The organism is Corallococcus sp. AB030, assembly GCF_003668965.1.
Lineage (GTDB): Bacteria > Myxococcota > Myxococcia > Myxococcales > Myxococcaceae > Corallococcus > Corallococcus exiguus.
Window position 1 is genome coordinate 1 of the sequence record NZ_RAWQ01000213.1, and the last position, 18,602, is coordinate 18,602.

At 70.2% G+C, this 18,602-nt stretch carries 18 protein-coding genes, 1 tRNA gene and 1 pseudogene; 11 read left to right on the top strand and 9 right to left on the bottom strand.

Annotation, left to right across the window (positions count from 1 at the left end; translation table 11 throughout):
- Window positions 1-86: 86 nt before the first annotated feature.
- The 6 genes from iscU to D7Y15_RS35605 all read left to right on the top strand — a co-directional run bounded on the left by iscU (window position 87) and on the right by D7Y15_RS35605 (window position 3,948).
- Window positions 87-479 (top strand): Fe-S cluster assembly scaffold IscU, encoded by a 393-nt coding sequence (gene iscU, locus D7Y15_RS35580; RefSeq protein WP_120553652.1) that lies wholly within the window; start codon window positions 87-89, stop codon window positions 477-479.
- A 40-nt stretch (window positions 480-519) separates the two neighbouring features.
- On the top strand, window positions 520-903 hold the full coding sequence (locus tag D7Y15_RS35585; RefSeq protein ID WP_120575974.1) for an iron-sulfur cluster assembly accessory protein: 384 nt from the start codon (window positions 520-522) through the stop codon (window positions 901-903).
- Window positions 904-1,010: 107 nt separating this feature from the next.
- Window positions 1,011-1,559 (top strand): Fe-S protein assembly co-chaperone HscB, encoded by a 549-nt coding sequence (hscB, locus tag D7Y15_RS35590; protein WP_120576000.1) that lies wholly within the window; start codon window positions 1,011-1,013, stop codon window positions 1,557-1,559.
- Window positions 1,556-3,400, top strand: coding sequence for a Fe-S protein assembly chaperone HscA (gene hscA / locus D7Y15_RS35595; RefSeq protein ID WP_120575975.1), 1,845 nt, complete (start codon window positions 1,556-1,558; stop codon window positions 3,398-3,400). Before hscB ends, hscA begins: the two co-directional genes overlap by 4 nt.
- Window positions 3,401-3,403: 3 nt before the next feature.
- The gene (locus tag D7Y15_RS35600) at window positions 3,404-3,781 is read left to right on the top strand and encodes a 2Fe-2S iron-sulfur cluster-binding protein (RefSeq protein ID WP_120564055.1); all 378 of its coding nucleotides are present in this window, start codon (window positions 3,404-3,406) and stop codon (window positions 3,779-3,781) included.
- An 83-nt stretch (window positions 3,782-3,864) separates the two neighbouring features.
- A tRNA-Leu gene (locus tag D7Y15_RS35605) sits at window positions 3,865-3,948 on the top strand.
- 72 nt (window positions 3,949-4,020) lie between these two features.
- On the opposite strand, the gene D7Y15_RS35610 is transcribed toward D7Y15_RS35605, so the two are convergent.
- Window positions 4,021-5,103, bottom strand: a complete 1,083-nt coding sequence (locus tag D7Y15_RS35610) for a lysylphosphatidylglycerol synthase transmembrane domain-containing protein (RefSeq protein WP_120575977.1) — start codon at window positions 5,101-5,103, stop codon at window positions 4,021-4,023.
- Between the two features lie 20 nt (window positions 5,104-5,123).
- Complete coding sequence (locus tag D7Y15_RS35615; protein ID WP_121755368.1) at window positions 5,124-6,716, bottom strand: alkaline phosphatase family protein; 1,593 nt, start codon at window positions 6,714-6,716, stop codon at window positions 5,124-5,126.
- Window positions 6,717-6,869: 153 nt separating this feature from the next.
- Here D7Y15_RS35615 and D7Y15_RS35620 point away from each other — a divergent pair, with 153 nt between their 5' ends.
- Complete coding sequence (locus D7Y15_RS35620; RefSeq protein WP_120575978.1) at window positions 6,870-8,048, top strand: BamA/TamA family outer membrane protein; 1,179 nt, start codon at window positions 6,870-6,872, stop codon at window positions 8,046-8,048.
- 30 nt (window positions 8,049-8,078) lie between these two features.
- On the opposite strand, the gene D7Y15_RS35625 is transcribed toward D7Y15_RS35620, so the two are convergent.
- From D7Y15_RS35625 to fni, 5 genes are all read right to left on the bottom strand, one after another.
- Window positions 8,079-9,158, bottom strand: a complete 1,080-nt coding sequence (locus D7Y15_RS35625; protein ID WP_120575979.1) for a mevalonate kinase — start codon at window positions 9,156-9,158, stop codon at window positions 8,079-8,081.
- Window positions 9,158-10,144, bottom strand: a complete 987-nt coding sequence (mvaD, locus tag D7Y15_RS35630; RefSeq protein WP_121755363.1) for a diphosphomevalonate decarboxylase — start codon at window positions 10,142-10,144, stop codon at window positions 9,158-9,160. Before mvaD ends, D7Y15_RS35625 begins: the two co-directional genes overlap by 1 nt.
- Window positions 10,141-11,079, bottom strand: a complete 939-nt coding sequence (mvk, locus tag D7Y15_RS35635) for a mevalonate kinase (RefSeq protein ID WP_121710816.1) — start codon at window positions 11,077-11,079, stop codon at window positions 10,141-10,143. The genes mvaD and mvk overlap by 4 nt, the downstream gene beginning before the upstream one ends.
- Window positions 11,080-11,187: 108 nt before the next feature.
- A complete protein-coding gene (locus D7Y15_RS35640; RefSeq protein WP_121755364.1) occupies window positions 11,188-12,516 on the bottom strand; it encodes a hydroxymethylglutaryl-CoA reductase, degradative in 1,329 nt (442 codons plus the stop codon).
- Between the two features lie 33 nt (window positions 12,517-12,549).
- Window positions 12,550-13,608: a type 2 isopentenyl-diphosphate Delta-isomerase gene (gene fni, locus D7Y15_RS35645; RefSeq protein ID WP_120575983.1), complete on the bottom strand. Its 1,059-nt coding sequence runs from the start codon at window positions 13,606-13,608 to the stop codon at window positions 12,550-12,552.
- A gap of 163 nt (window positions 13,609-13,771) precedes the next feature.
- On the opposite strand from fni, the gene D7Y15_RS35650 reads away from it, so the two are divergent.
- Window positions 13,772-14,179 carry a hypothetical protein gene (locus D7Y15_RS35650; protein WP_233596781.1) on the top strand — a complete coding sequence of 136 codons (408 nt, stop codon included), beginning with the start codon at window positions 13,772-13,774 and terminating at the stop codon, window positions 14,177-14,179.
- 163 nt (window positions 14,180-14,342) lie between these two features.
- Window positions 14,343-15,299, top strand: coding sequence for a zinc metalloprotease HtpX (locus D7Y15_RS35655; protein ID WP_199733759.1), 957 nt, complete (start codon window positions 14,343-14,345; stop codon window positions 15,297-15,299).
- Between the two features lie 15 nt (window positions 15,300-15,314).
- Here the strand turns inward: D7Y15_RS35655 and D7Y15_RS35660 are convergent, their stop codons facing one another.
- Window positions 15,315-16,058: an SDR family oxidoreductase gene (locus D7Y15_RS35660; RefSeq protein ID WP_121755365.1), complete on the bottom strand. Its 744-nt coding sequence runs from the start codon at window positions 16,056-16,058 to the stop codon at window positions 15,315-15,317.
- A gap of 109 nt (window positions 16,059-16,167) precedes the next feature.
- Between D7Y15_RS35660 and D7Y15_RS35665 the strand changes: the two genes are divergently transcribed.
- Window positions 16,168-17,073: an AraC family transcriptional regulator gene (locus tag D7Y15_RS35665; protein WP_121755366.1), complete on the top strand. Its 906-nt coding sequence runs from the start codon at window positions 16,168-16,170 to the stop codon at window positions 17,071-17,073.
- A 7-nt stretch (window positions 17,074-17,080) separates the two neighbouring features.
- Here the strand turns inward: D7Y15_RS35665 and D7Y15_RS35670 are convergent, their stop codons facing one another.
- Window positions 17,081-17,920: a 2-oxo acid dehydrogenase subunit E2 gene (locus D7Y15_RS35670; protein WP_121755367.1), complete on the bottom strand. Its 840-nt coding sequence runs from the start codon at window positions 17,918-17,920 to the stop codon at window positions 17,081-17,083.
- Between the two features lie 178 nt (window positions 17,921-18,098).
- On the opposite strand from D7Y15_RS35670, the pseudogene D7Y15_RS35675 reads away from it, so the two are divergent.
- Window positions 18,099-18,602 (top strand): annotated as a pseudogene (locus tag D7Y15_RS35675) (cell envelope biogenesis protein TolA); the annotation flags it as partial.

Sequence of the window (18,602 nt, forward strand, 5' to 3'; positions counted from 1 at the left end):
GCACGGAACCCCCCGCCCGCCCGGCCGCGCATCGGTTGCCCGGATGGCGCATCAGTTCAAGCGTTGTGTGAAGGAGCGTTAGACGCATGGCTTACAGCGAGAAGGTCATCGAGCACTACGAGAACCCCCGCAACGTGGGGACGCTCGACAAGAACGACCCGAACGTCGGCACCGGCCTCGTGGGCGCCCCCGCTTGCGGCGACGTGATGCGCCTCCAGCTGAAGATCAGCGACTCGGGCGTGATCGAGGACGCGCGGTTCAAGACCTTCGGCTGCGGCTCCGCCATCGCGTCCAGCTCGCTCGTCACCGAGTGGGTGAAGGGCAAGACGGTGGATCAGGCCATGACCATCTCCAACAAGGACGTGGCCCGGGAGCTGGCGCTGCCCCCGGTGAAGATCCACTGCTCCGTGCTGGCCGAGGACGCCATCAAGGCGGCCATCGAAGACTTCAAGAAGAAGCGCGCGTCGCGGCAGGCCTGATGCCCCTCGCGGTACCTCTTCCAGGATCGAGGACGACCCCATGAACGAGCAGGCCCAGACGACCCAGGCCCCTCAGACGCCTCCCAAGCCGGCCCCCAAGGGCATTGGCCTGGCGGACAGCGCGGTGGCGCGCCTCAAGCAGCTACTGGAAGAGCGCCAGACTCCGGACGCCGGCCTGCGCATCGCGGTGAAGGGCGGCGGGTGCTCCGGCCTCCAGTACTCCATGGAGTGGTCGGAGAAGTCCCGCGAGCGCGACAAGGTGTTCGAGCGCGACGGCGTGCGCGTCTTCGTGGACCCGAAGAGCTACCTGTACCTCATCGGCACGGAGCTGGTGTTCGAGCAGACGCTGATGGCGTCCGGCTTCAAGCTGAACAACCCCAACATCAAGGCCGCCTGCGGCTGCGGAGAGAGCTTCTCCGTCTAAAGCCTGAAGCGGCCTTCCCGCCCGCCCTGTCGGTCAGGGAGCGGGCAGCAGGGGTCCGGCCCGGTGCCGGGCCCCTTTTTCGTTTCCCCCATGAGGATGTGCGCACCGTGAGGACCCACTTCGACGTGTTCGGGCTGCCCCGCTCCCACGCCGTGGACGTGCCGGCCCTGGAGAAGCAGTACCGGGAGCTGTCGCTCCAACTGCATCCGGACCGCGTCGGACCCGGTGACGCGAAGGCGCGCCTGGCCGCCGTGGAGGGCACCACCGCCCTCAACGGGGCCTTCAAGACGCTGAAGGACCCGGTGCGCCGCGCCTTCTACCTGCTCAAGCTCCACGGCGTGGACCTGGACCGCGAGGACGCGGGCGCCCAGAAGGACATGCCCCTGGAGTTCCTGGAGGAGGTCATGGAGCTGCGCGAGGCGTTGGATGAAGCCATCGCGGCCAGGGACCTGCCCAAGGCCCAGGCCATGGCGAAGGACGTGGCGGGCCGCAAGGCGGCGGCGCTCCAGGAGGCCGTGGCGTCGCTCGGCACGCTGGAAGGCGCTGGGGATTCTCCGGACGGGGTGAGAAAGGCGTCGCACGCGCTGGGGCGGGTGCGCTACTTCACGCGCTTCCTCGAGCAGGTGGACGCGTTCGAGGAGGAGGTGCTCGCGTGAGCAACAACGGCTATCTGCAGATCCACGACCCGCTCAAGCCGAAGGGGCACGTGGTGGGCATCGACCTGGGGACCACCCACTCGCTGGTGGCGTCCGTGTCCCAGGGCAAGCCCCGGTGCGTTCCGGTGGACGACGGCGACTCGCTCTTGCTGCCCTCCGTCGTGCACTACGGTAGGGACGGCGGCGTGGTGGTGGGCGCCCGCGCGCGGAAGCTCGCGGCCGAGGCCCCCACGGACACCATCGTGTCGGTGAAGCGCTTCATGGGCCGCAGCCCGGACGACCCGGAGACGCGCAAGCTGGGCCACTACGACTTCGCCCCCGGCGCCAACGTGGTGCGCTTCAACGTGGCCGGTGGCCAGCCGGTGACGCCCATTGAAGTGTCGGGCGAAATCCTGCGCGCCCTGAAGCGCCGCGCGGAGGCGCACTTCTCCGGCAAGGTGGAGCAGGCCGTCATCACCGTGCCCGCCTACTTCGACGACGCCCAGCGCCAGGCCACCCGCGACGCGGGGAAGCTCGCGGGCCTGGAAGTGCTGCGCCTGCTCAACGAGCCCACCGCCGCCGCGCTGGCGTACGGCCTGGACAAGGGCAGCCAGGGGATGTTCGCCGTCTACGACCTGGGCGGCGGCACGTTCGACATCTCCATCCTCAAGCTGGAGGACGGCGTCTTCGAGGTGAAGTCCACCGGCGGTGACTCCGCGCTGGGCGGCGACGACTTCGACCGCGCCATCGCGCAGCACGTGCTCCAGAAGATGGGCGTCCAGGCCCCCACTCCCGCGCAGGTGGCGGAGCTGATGGTCGCCGCTCGAAAGGCGAAGGAGGCGCTCACCGACGCGGCGGAGGTCACGCTCAGCGTGGAGGGCCATTCGCAGCCGCTGTCCCGCGCGGACTTCGAGGCGTGGATCCAATCGCTCGTGGCGAAGACGGGCACGGTGTGCCGGCGGGCCCTGAAGGACGCGGGCGTGGCGGCGGGCGAGCTGGACGGCGTCATCCTGGTGGGCGGCTCCACGCGCGTGCCCGCGGTGCGCCGCTTCGTGGCGGAGCTGTTCGGCCGCGAGCCCCTGGGCGACATCGATCCGGATCAGGTCGTGGCGCTGGGCGCGGCGGTCCAGGCGAGCCTCCTCACCGACGGCGACCGTCAGGACGAGGTGCTGCTGCTGGACGTCATCCCCCTGTCGCTGGGTCTGGAGACGATGGGCGGCATCACGGAGAAGCTGATCCCTCGCAACTCCACCATCCCCACCGCGGCGGCGCAGGTGTTCACCACGTTCAAGGACGGCCAGACGGGCCTGGACGTGCACGTGGTGCAGGGCGAGCGCGAGCTGGTGCAGGACAACCGCAGCCTCGCGCGCTTCACGCTCTCCGGAATCCCCACCATGGCGGCCGGCATGGCCCGCGTGGAGGTGCGCTTCCAGGTGGACGCGGACGGCATCCTGTCCGTCACCGCCAAGGAGCAGAGCACCGGCGTGGCGCAGGCCATCACCGTGAAGCCCAGCCACGGACTCACGGAGGAGGAGATTGAGAAGATGCTCCTCGACTCCATCGACTTCGCGGAGGACGACATCCAGGCCCGCCAGCTGCGCGAGCAGCAGGTGGAGGCCGAGCGCGTCCTCTCCGAGGCCGACCGCCAGCTGCGCGAGAACGCGGCGCTGCTCCAGGCCGGCGAGCCGGAGGCCATCCAGGCCGCCATGGCCCGCGTGCGCGAAGCCGCGCAGGGCAAGGACTACATGGCCGTGAAGGAGGCCCTGCACGCGCTGGACGAGGCGTCCCGGGCCTTCATCGAACGGGTCATGAACCGCGCCATCACCCAGGTGGTGTCCGGCCATTCCGTGGAGGAGTACTGAGCCGTGCCCAAGGTCACCTTCAAGAGCCCCCTGGCCGAGGTCGCCGTGGACGTGCCCCAAGGCACCACCCTGCTGGACGCCGCGGAGAAGGGCGAGGCCCAGGTGGGCCACAGCTGCGGCGGCGTGTGCGGGTGCTCCACCTGCCATGTCTGGATCCGCAAGGGTCTGGACTCGCTGAGCGAGCAGCGGGACGACGAGATGGACCGCCTGGACATGGGCTTCGACGTCCGGCCGTACTCCCGCCTGTCGTGTCAGACGGAGGTCGGCGGCGAGGACGTCACGGTGGAGATCACCGAGGAATCGCTGGTCGCCTTCATGGACGAGAACCCGGCCATCCGCCGGAAGCTCGAGTCCGAGGGCCGCTGGCCGCTGAAGAAGTAGGTCGAAAAAGGGTGTTGACCGGGCGGGGGAGGTTCTTTATACGTCTCGCCCATCGCGGCGCCGCAAGGCACCGCGAGCCACCTGCCCAGGTGGTGGAATTGGTAGACACACTAGATTCAGGGTCTAGCGCCTGCAAGGGCATGGAGGTTCGAGTCCTCTCCTGGGCATGAAGTAATCGAAGGGCCCCGACCACAAGTCGGGGCCCTTTTTGTTTTCCGGCCCTGCCCTCTTCACGCGGCTCAGGGCGGCGCGGGTTCCACTGCTTCATGCGCCACGTGGTGCGCGGCGGCGTTGGCCAGCCGGCCGCCCTTGCGCAGGTCGCGGATCCGCAGCTTGGAGCGGTGCACGCACCAGGCGCCCACGGCCACCTGGCTGATGACGGTGCCCAGGTGGGTGAGCGTGGCGAAGGCCGCCGCGTCCTCCGGGTTGGAGCCCAGCGCGCGCGCCGCCCAGCTGGTGACGAAGTAGTAGATGCCCATGCCCGCCGGGACGCCCGGCAGCGACTGCCCCAGGGAGATGGCGCCCAGCACGACGGCGCCCGCGAAGAGGCCCCCGGGGATGTGCACGCCGTGCAGCGCCAGGCCGTACGCCAGCGCGGAGGCGAACACCGGGAAGATGGAGAAGAAGAACACCTTCGTCATGCCCTTGAAGGAGCGCGCGGTGCCCAGCCCCTCGCCCACGTGATTCAGGAAGCTGTCCACGCGGGGCATGGTGTGACGCTGGTGCAGCCAGCGGCCCAGGGGCGCCGCCCAGTGGGCCAGCAGCACCACCAGCGCCACCAGGCCGATGCACAGCGACAGCGCCACGTGCAGCTCCGTCCGGAAGTGGGCCATGGTCTCGCCGAAGGGGCCCAGGAAGGACAGGGCCACCAGCAGCATCAGACAGGCGAACTCCATCAGCTTGCACACTCCCACGGAGCCCAGGCTCCGGATGAAGGCGATGTTGTGCGTGCGCGACAGGAGGAAGGAGCGCGTCACCTCCCCCAACTTTCCCGGCAGCGCGTTGTGCACGAACACGCCAATGCCCACCATCTGGAAGCGGTCCTTGAACGGGATGTGCTTGCGCAGCGTGGCCTGCCACTGCACCGCCCGCAGCGGAACCAGCGACGCCTGCAGGAGCATGAACGGCACCAGCCACACCAGGTGTCCCGGCAGGTCGCGGACGAACTTGTCCAGCGGGAAGCGCGGCGTCAGCAGGTCCCCGGATCCGCTCAGGTTCCACTTGAAGAACGCGGTGGAGAGCAGGAGCAGGGACAGGACGAGTCCCACCACTCCGCCCAGCACCTTGAGCCACGTGCGTCCACTGGCGTTGGGAAGCCGCATGGTCCTCCCCTTCCTCGGTCTCAATGGAGAATCCGCGGTGAGCCGGTGTCCAGGTAGGCCTCCGCCAGGCGCTCGTGCAACCGCGCGCAGTGGCTCAGGCCAGACAGGTCCACCGGGCCGTTCGCGGGCCACATCACCAGGCTGTCGGACTCCACGCGCGTCAAGCCTCCGTGCGAGCCGAACTCCCACGCGAAGCCCACCGTGCCGCCCTTCTGCACGGCTTCACCGAAGAGGACCAGGTCCCCCGCGGTGTCCATGCGCGGCAGTCCCTGGAGGAAGTCCGCCACGGCGCGCTTGCTGTACTCGGTGGTGAGCGGCGCACGGTCCAGGTCCTCCAGGCCGTAGACGCCTCCGCCCATCACCACCACCGCCTCGGTGCCCCGGCGCATCGCCACCATGCCGATGTCCGGGTTGTTCGTAGCCCGGGCCAGCACCTCCGGATGCAGCGCCAGCAGTTCGCGCGCCTCCAGCGGCGCGGGACGGCCGCTCAGGTAGATGTGCGCGAAGTTACCGGCCTCCACCACCACCGGGATGAAGGGCTCGCGCGCGGCGGTGTCCGGGGCTGGAGGCTGGCGCCCATCCAGCAGGCCGCGGCGCACGTCCGCGCGCAGCTCGGGCACCTCGCCTTCGAAGAGGACGGCCTCCAGGCGCCGGCCCTGGCGCTGCTCCAGGGGCAGGCTGTCCACGTGGCCGTGGTCCGACAGGAGGATGACGTCGTAGGGCTCCGGCGCGGCGCGGGCCACGGCGAACAGCTCCGCCAGTGACGCGTCGACACGGTGGAGTTCCTGCATCGCCAGCTCCGAGCGCGGACCGCGGCGGTGCGCCACTTCATCGTAGTTGCCGTACACCAGATAGATGAGCGGCACGCCGCGCACCATGTCCACCAGGGACTTGGTGTACGCGAAGCTCCAGCCCAACCGCTGGAGGAGGATGCGGCTCAGGAGGAAACCCTGCTCGTGGCGCCAGTCGTTGAGCTGGCGCGCCCATTGGCGCACCTCGCGCACGGCGTGCCAGGACTCCATGCCGAAGGAACGCAGGAAGTCCCACGCACCCCTCGTGCGCGCCGAACCCAGGCCCTGCATCTCGTACGCGAACGAGCGCGCCATCAGCTTGAAGCTCGACAGCGTGCTCATGCACATGCGGTTCGTGGCGCCCGCGTGGAAGAGCGAGAAGTACGTGTGGCCGCCGTGGTCCAACAGGCTCGTGCGGCCGTGTCCGCGCAGGCGCGCGTCAATGGCCATCGCGTCGCCCGGGGTGTTCATCTGCACCTTGCGGCCGAGCGCCCGGTCGTACCAGCTGTAGCCCGGCAGGTTCGGATGCCGCAGCCCGTAGAGCAGCCCCGCCTGGAAGAACGGCGTGGACGTGGGCGCTCCCCAGAACGCGTTCTCCAGGTGATACGCGCCAGAGCGGACCAGCTGTGAAACAAAGGGCATGCGCCCCGTGACAATGGCCTCGTCGAGGAGCGCCTTGGGCACACCGTCCAGATGGACGAGAAGAGCGTTCCGAGGCCGACGCGCCGCCACGGGCGGAACTTTCGATCCAATCCTCCGGACGAGGGTATTCGCCCAATTTCGTGAATTCTCGCTGACGAGCTCGTTGAGACTTTCGCGCACGTTGACGGCTCCCCCATCCCCCAAGGCAAAATGGGCATTCAGGGGGACAGGAGCTTCCGAGGCCGCGCTGCTCTCTTGGAGAGCAGGCGGGCGGAAAGGGTCTCTGTCCCGGGCTGGAATCGATGCGCCCCCTCGGGGCTTCACGGGGTTTCGATGCTGGCTCCAGTCGTCTTCCTGTTCTTCATGCTGCTGTCACTGAGTGCCGTGGCGGCCAGCCGCACGGCGCCCGGGCTCTCGCCCGTGAAGCGAACGCCTACGATGGACGGCATCGCGCTGCCGCTCCTGTCCTTCAGCTCGGATCAGGGGTTCGGCTACGGCGCTGTCGGCGGCATGTACCTCTATGGCGACGGCAGCAAGGCGCCCTACGCGCATGCCCTGTCCGCGCAGGTGTTCTTCACCGCGCGCGGCGCCATGAATCATTACCTCCGTTACGACGGGCCGCAGTTGCTGGGGCCCCTGCGTTTGGAGGGCCGGCTGGAATACCGGCAGGAGAAGAGCAGCCCCTTCTTCGGCGCGGGCAACCTGTCCGCCCCGGACTTCCGGGGTGACGTGGACGACCAGCGGTACAACTACGACAAGGGCTCGCCGGGCCTCTGGGTGCGTCTGCGCGGGCGGCCGTTCGGTGAGAATCACCCGTTCCAGTCGTACGTGGGCTACGGCTGGCGCTACACGCGTGTGTCGCCCTACGAGACGTCCATCCTGGCGCAGGAGCGGCCCATCGGCATCGAGGGCGGGCCCAGCGGGCAGCTGCTCGCGGGCGCGCTCTGGGACACGCGCGATGACGAGGCCGACCCGACGTCAGGCGGCGTGGAGGAGGTGGCGCTGCGCGTGTCGGGCCTGGCCACCTTCAGCCGCTACCAGTACGCGGGCGTGACGCTGAGCGAGCGCCGATACATCCGCATCACCCCGCGGCTCGTCTTCGCGCAGCGGCTCACGCTGGACATGCTCTTCGGGGAGGTGCCGTTCTTCGAGTGGATGACCACGGGCGGCGTCAACGTGTCCGAGGGCATTGGCGGCATGAGCAGCGTGCGCGGCATCGAGCGCAACCGCTTCGCCGGCAACGTGAAGGCGTTCAGCAACTCCGAGCTGCGCTTCCAGGCGGCGCGGATGGGCTTCTTCGGACAGCCGCTGGCGCTGGGCGCGGTGGTGTTCCTGGACCTGGGCCGCGTGTGGCATCCGGGTGTGACGGACGGCAAGTGGCATGAGTGGCATCCGGGCATCGGCGGCGGCCTGCGCTTCTCGCGCCGCGCGGCCGTGGTGCGCATGGACTACGCGCGCTCCACCGAGACGGGCCGTCAGCGCTTCTACATCACGTTCGGTCACATGTTCTAACGGCGCACCCGGGCGCGCGCCGCGCAGATTTCACGTGAGCGCGTCCACCCAGCCGCGAAGCCGCGCATCCGTCTGCGCTTCGCCGCGCACGCCCTGTTCCACGTCGAGCGTCAGCGTGAGGAAGCCGCGCGACTCCAGGCCCTCGCGCAGCGCTTCGCGCGCCTGTGCGTCCGGGGCGAAGAGGATGCAGCCGTCACCGCCGCCCGCGCCGGAGAGCTTGCCCGCGCAGTGGTAGGACGCGGCGATGGCCAGCACGCGGCGCATGCCTTCGGTCTCCAGCGGGCCCAGTTCCAGCAGCAGCGCGTGCTGGGCCTTCACGGCTTCGGAGAAGGCACGGAAGTCGCCGCCGCCCAGGCCGTCTTCAATCGTGTGGCCCAACGCGTCCGAGCGCTCCACGAAGGCCCTGCGCCCGGCGTCCGCGAGGCGGGCTTCCACCTGGCCGATGAGGAGCTTCGTGGACGCGCTCTCGCCGGTGAAGGCGTAGAGCATGGACACGCGCGGCACGGGCATGCGCCAGAGGTCCACTGGAGGGGACTCCGCGAGCGCGGCGTTGAAGCGGCCGGTGTTGGCGGCGTCCGCGAGCGCGGTGATGTCATAGCGCCGGTAGCGCACGGCACCGCCCGCGAAGCTCGTGGCCACGTCGCCGCCGCTGCCCTTGCCGCCCTGTCCCAGCGTGTGCGCGGTGAGGGCGAGCTTCAGGACGTCGAACTTCTCTTCCAGAACGAAGCGCGCGGCCTCCGCGGCGAGCACCGTCGCGGACGCACTGCCTCCGATGCCCAGCTTGTGACCGCCCGGGCCGAGCGCGCCCGGAGCCACCGCCACGTCGAAGCCCACGCTCGCGCGGCCGTGCGCGCGCAGGGCTTCATCCAGCGTGCGGGCGACGAAGGAGAAGCCGGCGGGCACTTCACGGTCCCACTTCACGCCGCGAGGCGTGGTGAGCCCCTGGAGCGTCCCCTCCTCCAGGCAGATGTGCACGCGCGAGTCCTGACGCCTGCGCACATAGGCGGCAGTGCGCGGCGCCACGGCCGCGAGGCGGGACACGCCGCCCCACAGCACGGCGTACTCGCCAGAGATGAACAGCTTGCCCGGGGCGGAGAGCGCTCGGTCCATCAGAACAGGTGCTCGGTGAGCAGCGTCGCGTCACCGCCGGGCACGCAGCGCACCACGTCCACGGCTCCGCAGGCGCGAGCCAGGGCCTCCGCCGCGACCTCGTGGGCCGCGGTCGTCAGCAGCACCGGGTTCGGACCCGCGTCGAGCGTGAACCACACCGGCACGCCCTTCTTGCGCTGCTCGCGCAGGTGCTGGATGAGCCCCAGCGTCGCCGGGCTCAGGTAGGACAGCGGCGGATCCGCGGAGAGCGTCGTGCAGTGCATGCGCCACGCGTTGCGCTCGCACAGCTCGCCCAGCGCCTCCAGGTCCTTCTTCGCGATGAGCTCCCGGGCGCGGGGCACTTCGGCTTCCGCGTCCTTCACCCACGCCGGATAGTAGGGGCTCGTCTCCACCGTGTTCTTCATCCCGTCCCGCGACTTCACCTCTTTCTCGCCGCGGTCGAGGATGGCCACCACCATGCGCAGGTCCGACCAGTGGCCCGCGTCGAAGCGCTGCACGGCGTAGCTGTCCTCGCCGTCCTCGCGCTCACCGCGCATCCACTCGCAGAAGCCGCCCTGCACGCTGCGGCACGCGGAGCCGCTGCCCCGCCTCGCCAGGATGCTGGACGCCCGCGTGTCCTGGGGCAGCCCCGCCGCCGCGCGCCCCGCCACCGCCAGCGCCGCGAAGCCCGCCGCGCTGCTGGCCAGGCCCGCCGCCATGGGGAAGTCCCCGCGCGACACCACCTTCGCGGGACCCAGGTCGCGCCCCGCCTGCACGCGCACCGCGTCCAACAGGCGCAGCACGCGGTCGCGCTCGCTGCCCTTGGCCACGTGGCCGTGCAGCTCCACCGTGTCCGACGGCGCGCCGAACTCCACCGTCGTCGTCACGTGGATGGGGGCCAGCGTCAACGACAGGCTGGACTGGTGCGGGAGGATGAGCGCCTCGTCGCGCTTTCCCCAGTACTTCACGAGCGCGATGTTGGGATGCGCCCGGACCGTTGCCTTCATGGAATGTCTCCCTGGACCCGCGGCCCCGCGAGCTGACTCGCGAAGCAGCGCACGCCGTCACGCGTCAGTTGCGCGACCACGGGCTCCGGTTCGGGGAAGAGGCCGATGACCGCGCCACCGTCACCTCCCGCCCCGGTGAATTTGGCCCCCAGCGCGCCCAGCGAGCGCAGCCGGAACACCATGTCCTCCAACGCTGGTGACGACAGCCCCAGCGCGTTCAGGAGGCCCTGGTTGACGTTCATCGCGTCCCCCAGCCCCTCCAGGTCGCCCGCCTCCACCGTCTTCGCCGCCTCGGTGACGAGCCTCCCCACCTGACCGAAGAGCCGCTTGTAGCGCTCCGGCCACCGCGCCTGCCGCTCGCGCAGCGCCCCCACCGTCAGCTTCGTGGGACTGCGCGCGCCCGCCAGCGCCACCACCACCGACACTGGCCGCGGACTCTTCAACTCGCGCGCGCGGCCCGTGACACCCGCCGGCGCCTGCACCCGCCGGTAGAGGATGAGCTTCTCCTCCGCGCTCGTGGTGTGGTCCACGCCCGACGGCGTGCCGTGGAACTCCTGCTCCATCTCCCACGCCAGCCGCGCCGTCGCCTTCGCCGTGGGCGCCTGCCCCGCCGCCTGCAACAGCACGCGCGACGTGGCCACCGCCAGCGCCGCGGAGCTGCCCAGCCCCGCGGACAGCGGCAGCTGCGGCTCCAGCGTGACCTTCACCTTCGGCTCGCCCACGAGCTTCGCCGCGCGCGCGAAGGCCTTGCGCATCATCCGCTTCTGCGCCGCGTCCGCCGTCACCGGCACGTCCAGCACGCACGAGCGCGACGGCCCACCGCGCGCCACCACGCCGATGGTCAGGGGACCGGCGATGGCGGGGTAGCCGTACACCACGCTGTGCTCGCCCAGCAGGATGACCTTGCCAGCACCGAAGGCGACCAGGGGATTCATTGCGGAAGTCATGGCACCAGGCTCGCGAAGGGGGCGGGCGCCTTCATTCCGCGCACCGCCCTGCCCCGTCAAGCGCTCCCGCATCAAGGGAGCGCCCGGGGGCGGACGTCAGCCGTTGGTGAGGGTGGCGACGACGGGCGTCTCCGGCGGCAGGCTCGCGAGGATCTCCCGCGCCTTCTCCACCTTCACGTGCCCGGCCTTCACCAGCAGGTTGGCCACCTTCTCCACGTCCCCACCGCGCGCGCCCGCCGTGACGGCGACGCTGCGCGCGTGCATGGCCATGTGGCCCTTCTGGATGCCCACGGAGCCCAGGGCCCGCAGCGCCGCGAAGTTCTGCGCCAGGCCCACCGCCGCGAACACCATGGACAGCTCACGCACGCTGGTCGCGCGCATCAGCTTGAGCGCCACCTGCGCGCCCGGGTGGATCTTGATGGGGCCACCCACCAGGCCCAGCGCCAGCGGCAGCTCGATGCGGCCCACCAGGTGCCCCTCCTCCAGGTACCAGGTGGACAGCGGGCGGTACTGCCCCTTGCGGCACGCGAACGCGTGGGCACCGGCCTCGATGGAGCGCCAGTCCTGCCCCGTGGCGATGGCCACCGCGTCGATGCCGTTCATCACGCCCTTGTTGTGCGTGGCGGCGCGGTACGGGTCGGCTTCCGCGAAGCGGCTCGCCTGCGCGATGCCCTCGGCGATGACCTCTCCCGGCAGGCCGAAGTCCGCCAGCAGAGGCAGCGGGATGCGGCACGTGGCGCGCGCGAGCCGCTTGTCCGCCAGGTTCGACAGGATGCGCAGGTACACCCGGCCGCCGGTCAGCTGCTCGATCAGCGGCGCCACGCCCTCCGCCATGGTGTTGATGAGGTTCGCCCCCATCGCCTCCTGCGCGTCGATGAGCAGGTGGACGATGAGCAGCGGCTCGCCGCGCGGTCCTTCCGGCGCGGGCAGCAGGCGCACCTCCACGTCCTTCGCGCCACCGCCGCGGGCCACCATGGCCGGGTGGAAGCTGTTCGCCAGGGCGAGGATTTCATCCTTCGCATCCAGGATCTTCTCGGACGCGTGGCCGGGGTCTCCGTAGTTGGAGACCTGCACCTGGCCGATCATCATCGACGCGTCGGCCTCCGCGATGAAGCCGCCCGACTCGCGGACGATCTTCGACGCGAACGACACCGCCGCCACGACGGACGGCTCCTCCACGGCCATGGGCACCAGGTAGTCGCGCCCGTTGACGTTGAGGTTGAGGCCCAGGCCCAGCGGCAGGGAGAACGTGCCCACCGCGTTTTCGATCATCTGGTTGGCGATGGACAGGTCCAGGCCGTTCTCACCGCGCAGCTGGTCCAGCTCCGCCTCGGTCAGCCGGAACATCTGGCCAATGCGCGCCAGGCGCTCCTCCAGGGGCAGCTTGTGGAATCCGGCGAGCCGGGACGTCACGGTGTCAGACATGTTCTTCCTTCCCAACCTGGGATCCACCCGGCATCACAATGCCGCCAACCAATCCTTCAACGCGCCGGTCACCACGCGAGGCCGCTGCCGCAGCTGAGCGACGGAGCGGCTCCCCGTCAGCACCAGTGCCTGCCGCAGGCTCGTGAGGATGACCTTCAGCGCCTCCTCCGCGGCCGGCAGCCCGCCCTGCTGCTGCGCCCGGAACAGCGGCAGCGCCATGCCCGCCAGGTCCGCGCCCAACGCGAGCACCTTCGCGGACTCCAGCCCGCCGCGCACACCGCCGCTGGCCACGAGCCGGACCTCAGGCCCCACCGCCTTGCGCACGCTGGCGATGGCCGCCGCGGTGGGGATGCCCCAGCCGCTGAACTCCGCACCCACCTGCGCCTGCGAGCCCACCGCGCGAAGCTGCTCCACGCGCACCCACGACGTGCCGCCCAGCCCGGAGACGTCCACGTTGCGCACGCCCAGCTCCACCAGGCGCCGCGCCACGTCCGGGCCGATGCCGCACCCGGTCTCCTTCACCATCAGCCGGTCGCCCATCGCGCGCGCCAGCTCCTCCACCACGCGGTAGCCGCCGCGGAAGTCGCGGTCGCCTTCCGGCTGCGTCAGCTCCTGGCCCGCGTTGAGGTGCAGCGCCATGCCGTCCGCGCCAATGGCGTCCATCAACCGCCGCACGCCATCCACGCCCAACCCGATGGCCTGGTACAGCCCGATGTTGCCCAGGAGCGCCACCGTGGGCGCCACGTCGCGCACCGCGTACGACGCCGCGCGCGCGCTGTCCTCCGCCATGGCGCGCTGGCTGCCCACGCCGAAGGCCAGGCCGTGCCGCTCCGCGAGCAGCGCCAGGTCCCGGTTCACCGCGCCCGCGCGGTCCGTGCCACCCGTCATTCCGGTGACGAGGAGCGGGGCCTGGAGGCGCTTGCCCAGGAACGGCGTGGACAGGTCCACATCCTCCACCGCCATCTCCGGCATGGCGCAGTGGATGAGGTGCACGCACTCCAGCAGCGTGGAGTTCTGTGCCGGTTCCACATCGCCGGTCGCGCACAGGTCGAGGTGGGCATCCTTCCGCTTGGCTGTCGTCTCGTCGCCCATGTCGCTGAAAGCCACCCGCGCTGTCGCTGCAAAAAACCTGTAAGCCTGGAAGGTCGTTAGGTTCCTACCAAGCGCCAGGGCCGAGGTGCAAGCCAAAGGGCCCCGCCGGTCGCGCTCCGGGTGTGAATGGACGCGCTGTCTTCTGGACGGTATGAGCCACCGCGTGAGCACGCCGGACAACAGGGTCATCGTCTTCCTGCACAGTGGCGAATATGACCGTGTGCACCAGGGTCTCGCCATCGCGGCGGCGGCGACGGCGGCCGGGCGGCGGGTCGAGGTGTACCTGTTCTGGTGGGCCCTGGAGCGCTTCCTGTTGGACAGGTTGGACGAACCGGACTTCGCCGGACGCGAGGACGTGGCGGACCGCTTCGAGGCGCGCGGCATGCCCACCGTGCGCACGCTCCTGGAGCACGTGCGCGAGTCCGGGTTGGGCATGGTGGCGGGCTGCACGGGCTCGCTCGGTGCCCTGGGGAGCGAGTCGAAGGCGGGCGACAGTGGCATTGACGTCTGGCTCGGGTGGAGCGCCATCCTCCAGCGTACGGCCGGCGTGACGGATCGTTTCTATCTTTGAAGACGGCTCTACCTTTGGGACGGGCGGCAGCCGGGGCCATGGGCCTCCGGGGTAGCCTGGACCCGTTACGTTGACGCCTCCCTGCTCCTGCTTACGTTTCGTGTGGCCCCCATGGCGGGGCGAAAGGCACGGAACGAGGAACATGGCGCAGCGTGACCCCCACATGACAACCCGAGGACCGGCCGCACCGGCGCTCAAGGGCAGCGGGTGGCACCGGCTGGGCAACGCATTGAAGACGACCGTCCTGCTGGCGGGCTTGACGGCCCTGGTGCTCGTCATCGGCCAGCGGCTGGGCGGCGCGCAGGGGCTGATGATGGCGGGCCTCTTCGCGGTGGTGATGAACTTCGGCTCGTACTGGTTCAGCGACCGCATCGCGCTGGCCATCCACGGCGCGCAGCCGCTGTCCTACGAGCAGGCCCCGTGGCTGCATGAGATGGTGGAGCGGCTGGCCGCGCGCGCGGGCATGCCGAAGCCGAAGGTCTACCTGCTCCCCACCGCGCAGCCGAACGCGTTCGCCACGGGCCGCAACCCGAGCCACGCGGCCGTCGCGGTGACGGCGGGCATCATGGACATCCTGGACCGGCGCGAACTGGAGGGTGTGCTGGCGCACGAGATTGGCCACGTGCGCAACCGGGACACGCTCATCGGCACGGTGGCGGCGACGCTCGCGGGCATCATCAGCTACGCGGCGCAGATGCTCTTCTGGTTCGGCGGCAGCATGCTCAGCCGCGGCGACGACGACAGGGACGGTGGCGTGGCCGGGGCGCTGTCCAACCTGGGCCTGCTGCTGGTGGCGCCCATCGCGGCCACGCTGCTGCAATTGGCGGTGAGCCGCTCGCGCGAGTACGGCGCGGACGCCACGGGCGCGGAGCTGTGCGGCGACCCGGATGCGCTGGCGAGCGCGCTGTTGAAGATGGAGCGCGGCGCGGAGGCCATGCCGTATGACCGGGCCCCCGCGACGTCGCACCTGTTCATCGTCAACCCGCTGCACCACGGCGGGGTGATGTCGCTGTTCTCCACGCACCCGCCCATCCCGGAGCGCGTGCGCCGGCTGCGCGAGATGAGCGCGCGGATGGGCCAGGGCACTCGCGGCCGTGGTGGCTGGGAGTACGCGTACTGACAGGCTCCCGGCCGTTCACGCCGACCGGGCCAGCGCCACCGCGTCTGGCCCGGCGGGGAAGCGGAGCGTCCCTGACGTGTCGTTCGCGGCACGCCAGATGGCCTCGGCCACGTCGGACTCGCGTGTCACCGCGGAGGGCTGTCCCAGCGAGGCGAAGATGCGCTGGGCGAAGGGCGCGTACGCTTCGGGGAACAGCCCCTCCATCCGAGGGGTGCCGTTGCTCGTGAAGCGGGTGCCCGGGCAATAGCCCGGCTCGACGAGCTTCACGCGCAGGTTGAAGTCCGCGAGTTCGAAGGCGAGCGACTCCGTGAACCCTTCGATGGCCACCTTGCTCGCGGTGTAGACGGCCACCAGCGGCATGGGGGCCAGGGTCGCGCTGGAGGTCACGTTCACGATGACTCCCGACCTGCGTGCGCGAAGCCGCGGCAGCACCGCCTGCGTCATCGCCATGACGCCGAAGACGTTGGTCTCGAACAGCTCGCGCACCGTGGTCATCGGAGTGGCCTCGAAGGCGCCCATGAGCCCAATGCCCGCGTTGTTGACGAGCACGTCGATGGGCCCGCTCGCCTCCAGCGCGGCGGCGATGCTCTCGGGCTTCGTCACGTCGAGCGGCACCACGCGCAGCCGGTCCGATGCAGGGAGCACATCCTCACGCGGCGTTCGCATGGTGGCGACCACGTTCCAGCCCTGGGCGTGGAAGTGGCGAGCCGTCTCGAGTCCATAACCGGAAGAACACCCCGTGATGAGCACCGTCTTCATGCCGTCTCCTTTGGCCGCGATTCGCGCGGCGTTGATGTTCTGAAGGTACCGGCGACAATCAGGACGCTCCACTACGCGGAGTCCGCATTTCTTTTGATAGCGTCCGGGCATGACCGACCCCCTTTCGGAAGTCATCGCGCTGCTTCAGCCCAGGGCCATCTTCTCGAAGGGCATCAGCGGAGCGGGCGCATGGGGAGTTCGTTACTCGGACTTCGGTCAGCCCAGCTTCTGTGCCGTGCTCGAAGGGAGCTGCCGACTGGCCATCGACGGGCATCCGGCCGTCACGCTCGAGGGGGGCGACTTCGTGCTGCTGCCGGCGACGCCGGGCTTCACCATCTCTGGCTTCGAGCCGGTGACTGCCGAACGTGTCGACCCCAAGGTGGCCCCTTCCCCTACCGGGGAGGTGCGTCACGGTCGGCGTGGTGGCCGCCCGGATGTGCGACTGCTTGGGGGCTATTTCGTCTTCGACTCGCCTGACGCGGCCCTGATGGTGTCGTTGCTCCCAATCCTGGTGCACGTGCGCGGCGTGGAGCGGCTGTCCACGCTGGTCCAGCTCGTCCGCGACGAAACGAGCGAACAGCGCTCGGGGCGCGAACTCGTGCTCACGCGGCTCGTGGAGTTGCTGCTCATCGAAGCGCTGCGGTCCACGCCGAGCGGCGACACACCTCCGGGGCTCCTCCGCGGACTGGCGGATGCGCGGCTCGCGCCCGCGATCCGGCAGATGCACCGCCACCTCACGCGTCCATGGACCGTGGCGCAGCTCGCGAAGAGCGCGGCGCTCTCGCGCACGGTGTTCTTCGAGCGCTTCACGCGCACCGTGGGTTTGCCCCCGATGGAGTACCTGCTGGACTGGCGGATGGCCGTCGCCAGGGGACTGCTTCGCGGCCAGGAGCTCTCCATCACGGAGGTGGCCGAGCGCGTTGGCTACAGCTCGGCGAGCACCTTCACCGCGGCGTTCAGCAAGCGCGTGGGCCAACCTCCCGGGCGCTTCGCTCGTGCGAGCGGCCAACGTTGACGGCGGGCTACTCCACCGATGGATCCGGGAGCGGACCGAAGGCCTCCACCGGATGCTCCAGCATCTCGCGCAGCGTGTTGGCGATGACGCCCGCGTGGTAGCCGTCGAGGAAGCGGTGGTCGAAGGACGCGTTGATGTTCATCACGTGTCCGGGCACCACCCTCCCCTCCTCCACCACTGCCACCTGCCTCACCGCGCCGGGCGCGAGGAAGATGGGCACGCGGGTGAAGGGCGCGAGCGGCAGATACGCCGTGTCCAGCCCCAGCTCGCCCACGTCCACCACCACCGCGGCACCAAACGGATCCCTGGGCAGGCCGAGCCACGATGGATCCAGGTTCAACGTGTACGTGAGGAACGACACGAGCCCGGTGAAGCGGTGCAGCAACAGGTGCGGCACGCGCTTGAGCAGACTCCGGCCCTGCTCCACCTGCGCGTCCCGGCCCTCGCGCACGCGCGCAGCGGTGGACTCCACCTCCAGCGCCAGCTCGTGCACGGACTTCTGGTCCACGTCCTCGATTCGCACGGGCGTGAGGCCGCGTTGATCCGCACCTGGCAGCACCGCGCATACGGTGATCCGCTGACGCAGGTAGATGCGCTGGTAGCGCAGGAGCGCGTTGGCGTCCGGGCAGCGGCGCAGCGCTTCGCCCATGGCTTTGAGAACCAGGTGGGTCGCGGTGAGCCGCACGCCGGTGCGCTGGTGGAAGGCGTCCATCCAGGCGAGCGCCGCGTCCATGCGCACCGTCAGCGTGCCGTAGACCGTGGGGTCATACGCGGTCGCCCAGCTACCGATGGCGAGCTTGCGGAAGCTCGACACGTCCCGCTTCGGCTTCAGCTCCAGGTGCGCCATGGGGAGCGAGCGTGCCCCAGGATGGCGCTGACGGGGGAGTCGGAATGCAGGCGGGCGCCACGGCCCGGCCGGCGCGTCGGGTGGGGCCCGCCGGGTTGCCTGCCAGTGAAGCCTTGACGCGCCATGTCCCAGCGGTAGGCTGCCCCGCTTTTTGCATCCTTCTGTGGAGGTCGTTCCCTTGCTGTTTGCACTCATTCTCGTATCGATCGGGTTCGCGGTGACGCTCGGTCTGCTGCTTTTCCGAGACAAGAGCGGCGCTGGTGCCAACGCGGGCCGTCCCTCGCTCTCCTCTTCCTCTTCCGCGCCGTCGTTCCGGGGCGAGCTGGAGTCCGAGAGCAAGGCGCGCGCGAAGGCGGAATCGGAGGTCCAGCGCAAGCAGAAGGAGCTGGACGAGCAGCGCGCGCAGCTCCAGGAGGTCAAGGAGCAGCTCAAGCAGACCAAGCGGAAGCTCTTCGAGCAGAAGGAAGGCGAGAAGGGCTCGAACGACCTGGTGAAGGCCCGGGCCGAGGTGGAGCGCAACGCCAGCATGCAGCTGGAGCAGACCCGCGCGGAGCTGGCGCAGGCCCTGACGGAGAACTCCCGGCTGCGCGCGGAGACCGAGTCGCGCAATGGCCCCCGCCGCCGTGAGGCCCCGGCCGCCGCCCCCGCGCAGACGACCGCGCCCGCCGCTGTCCCTGCCCCC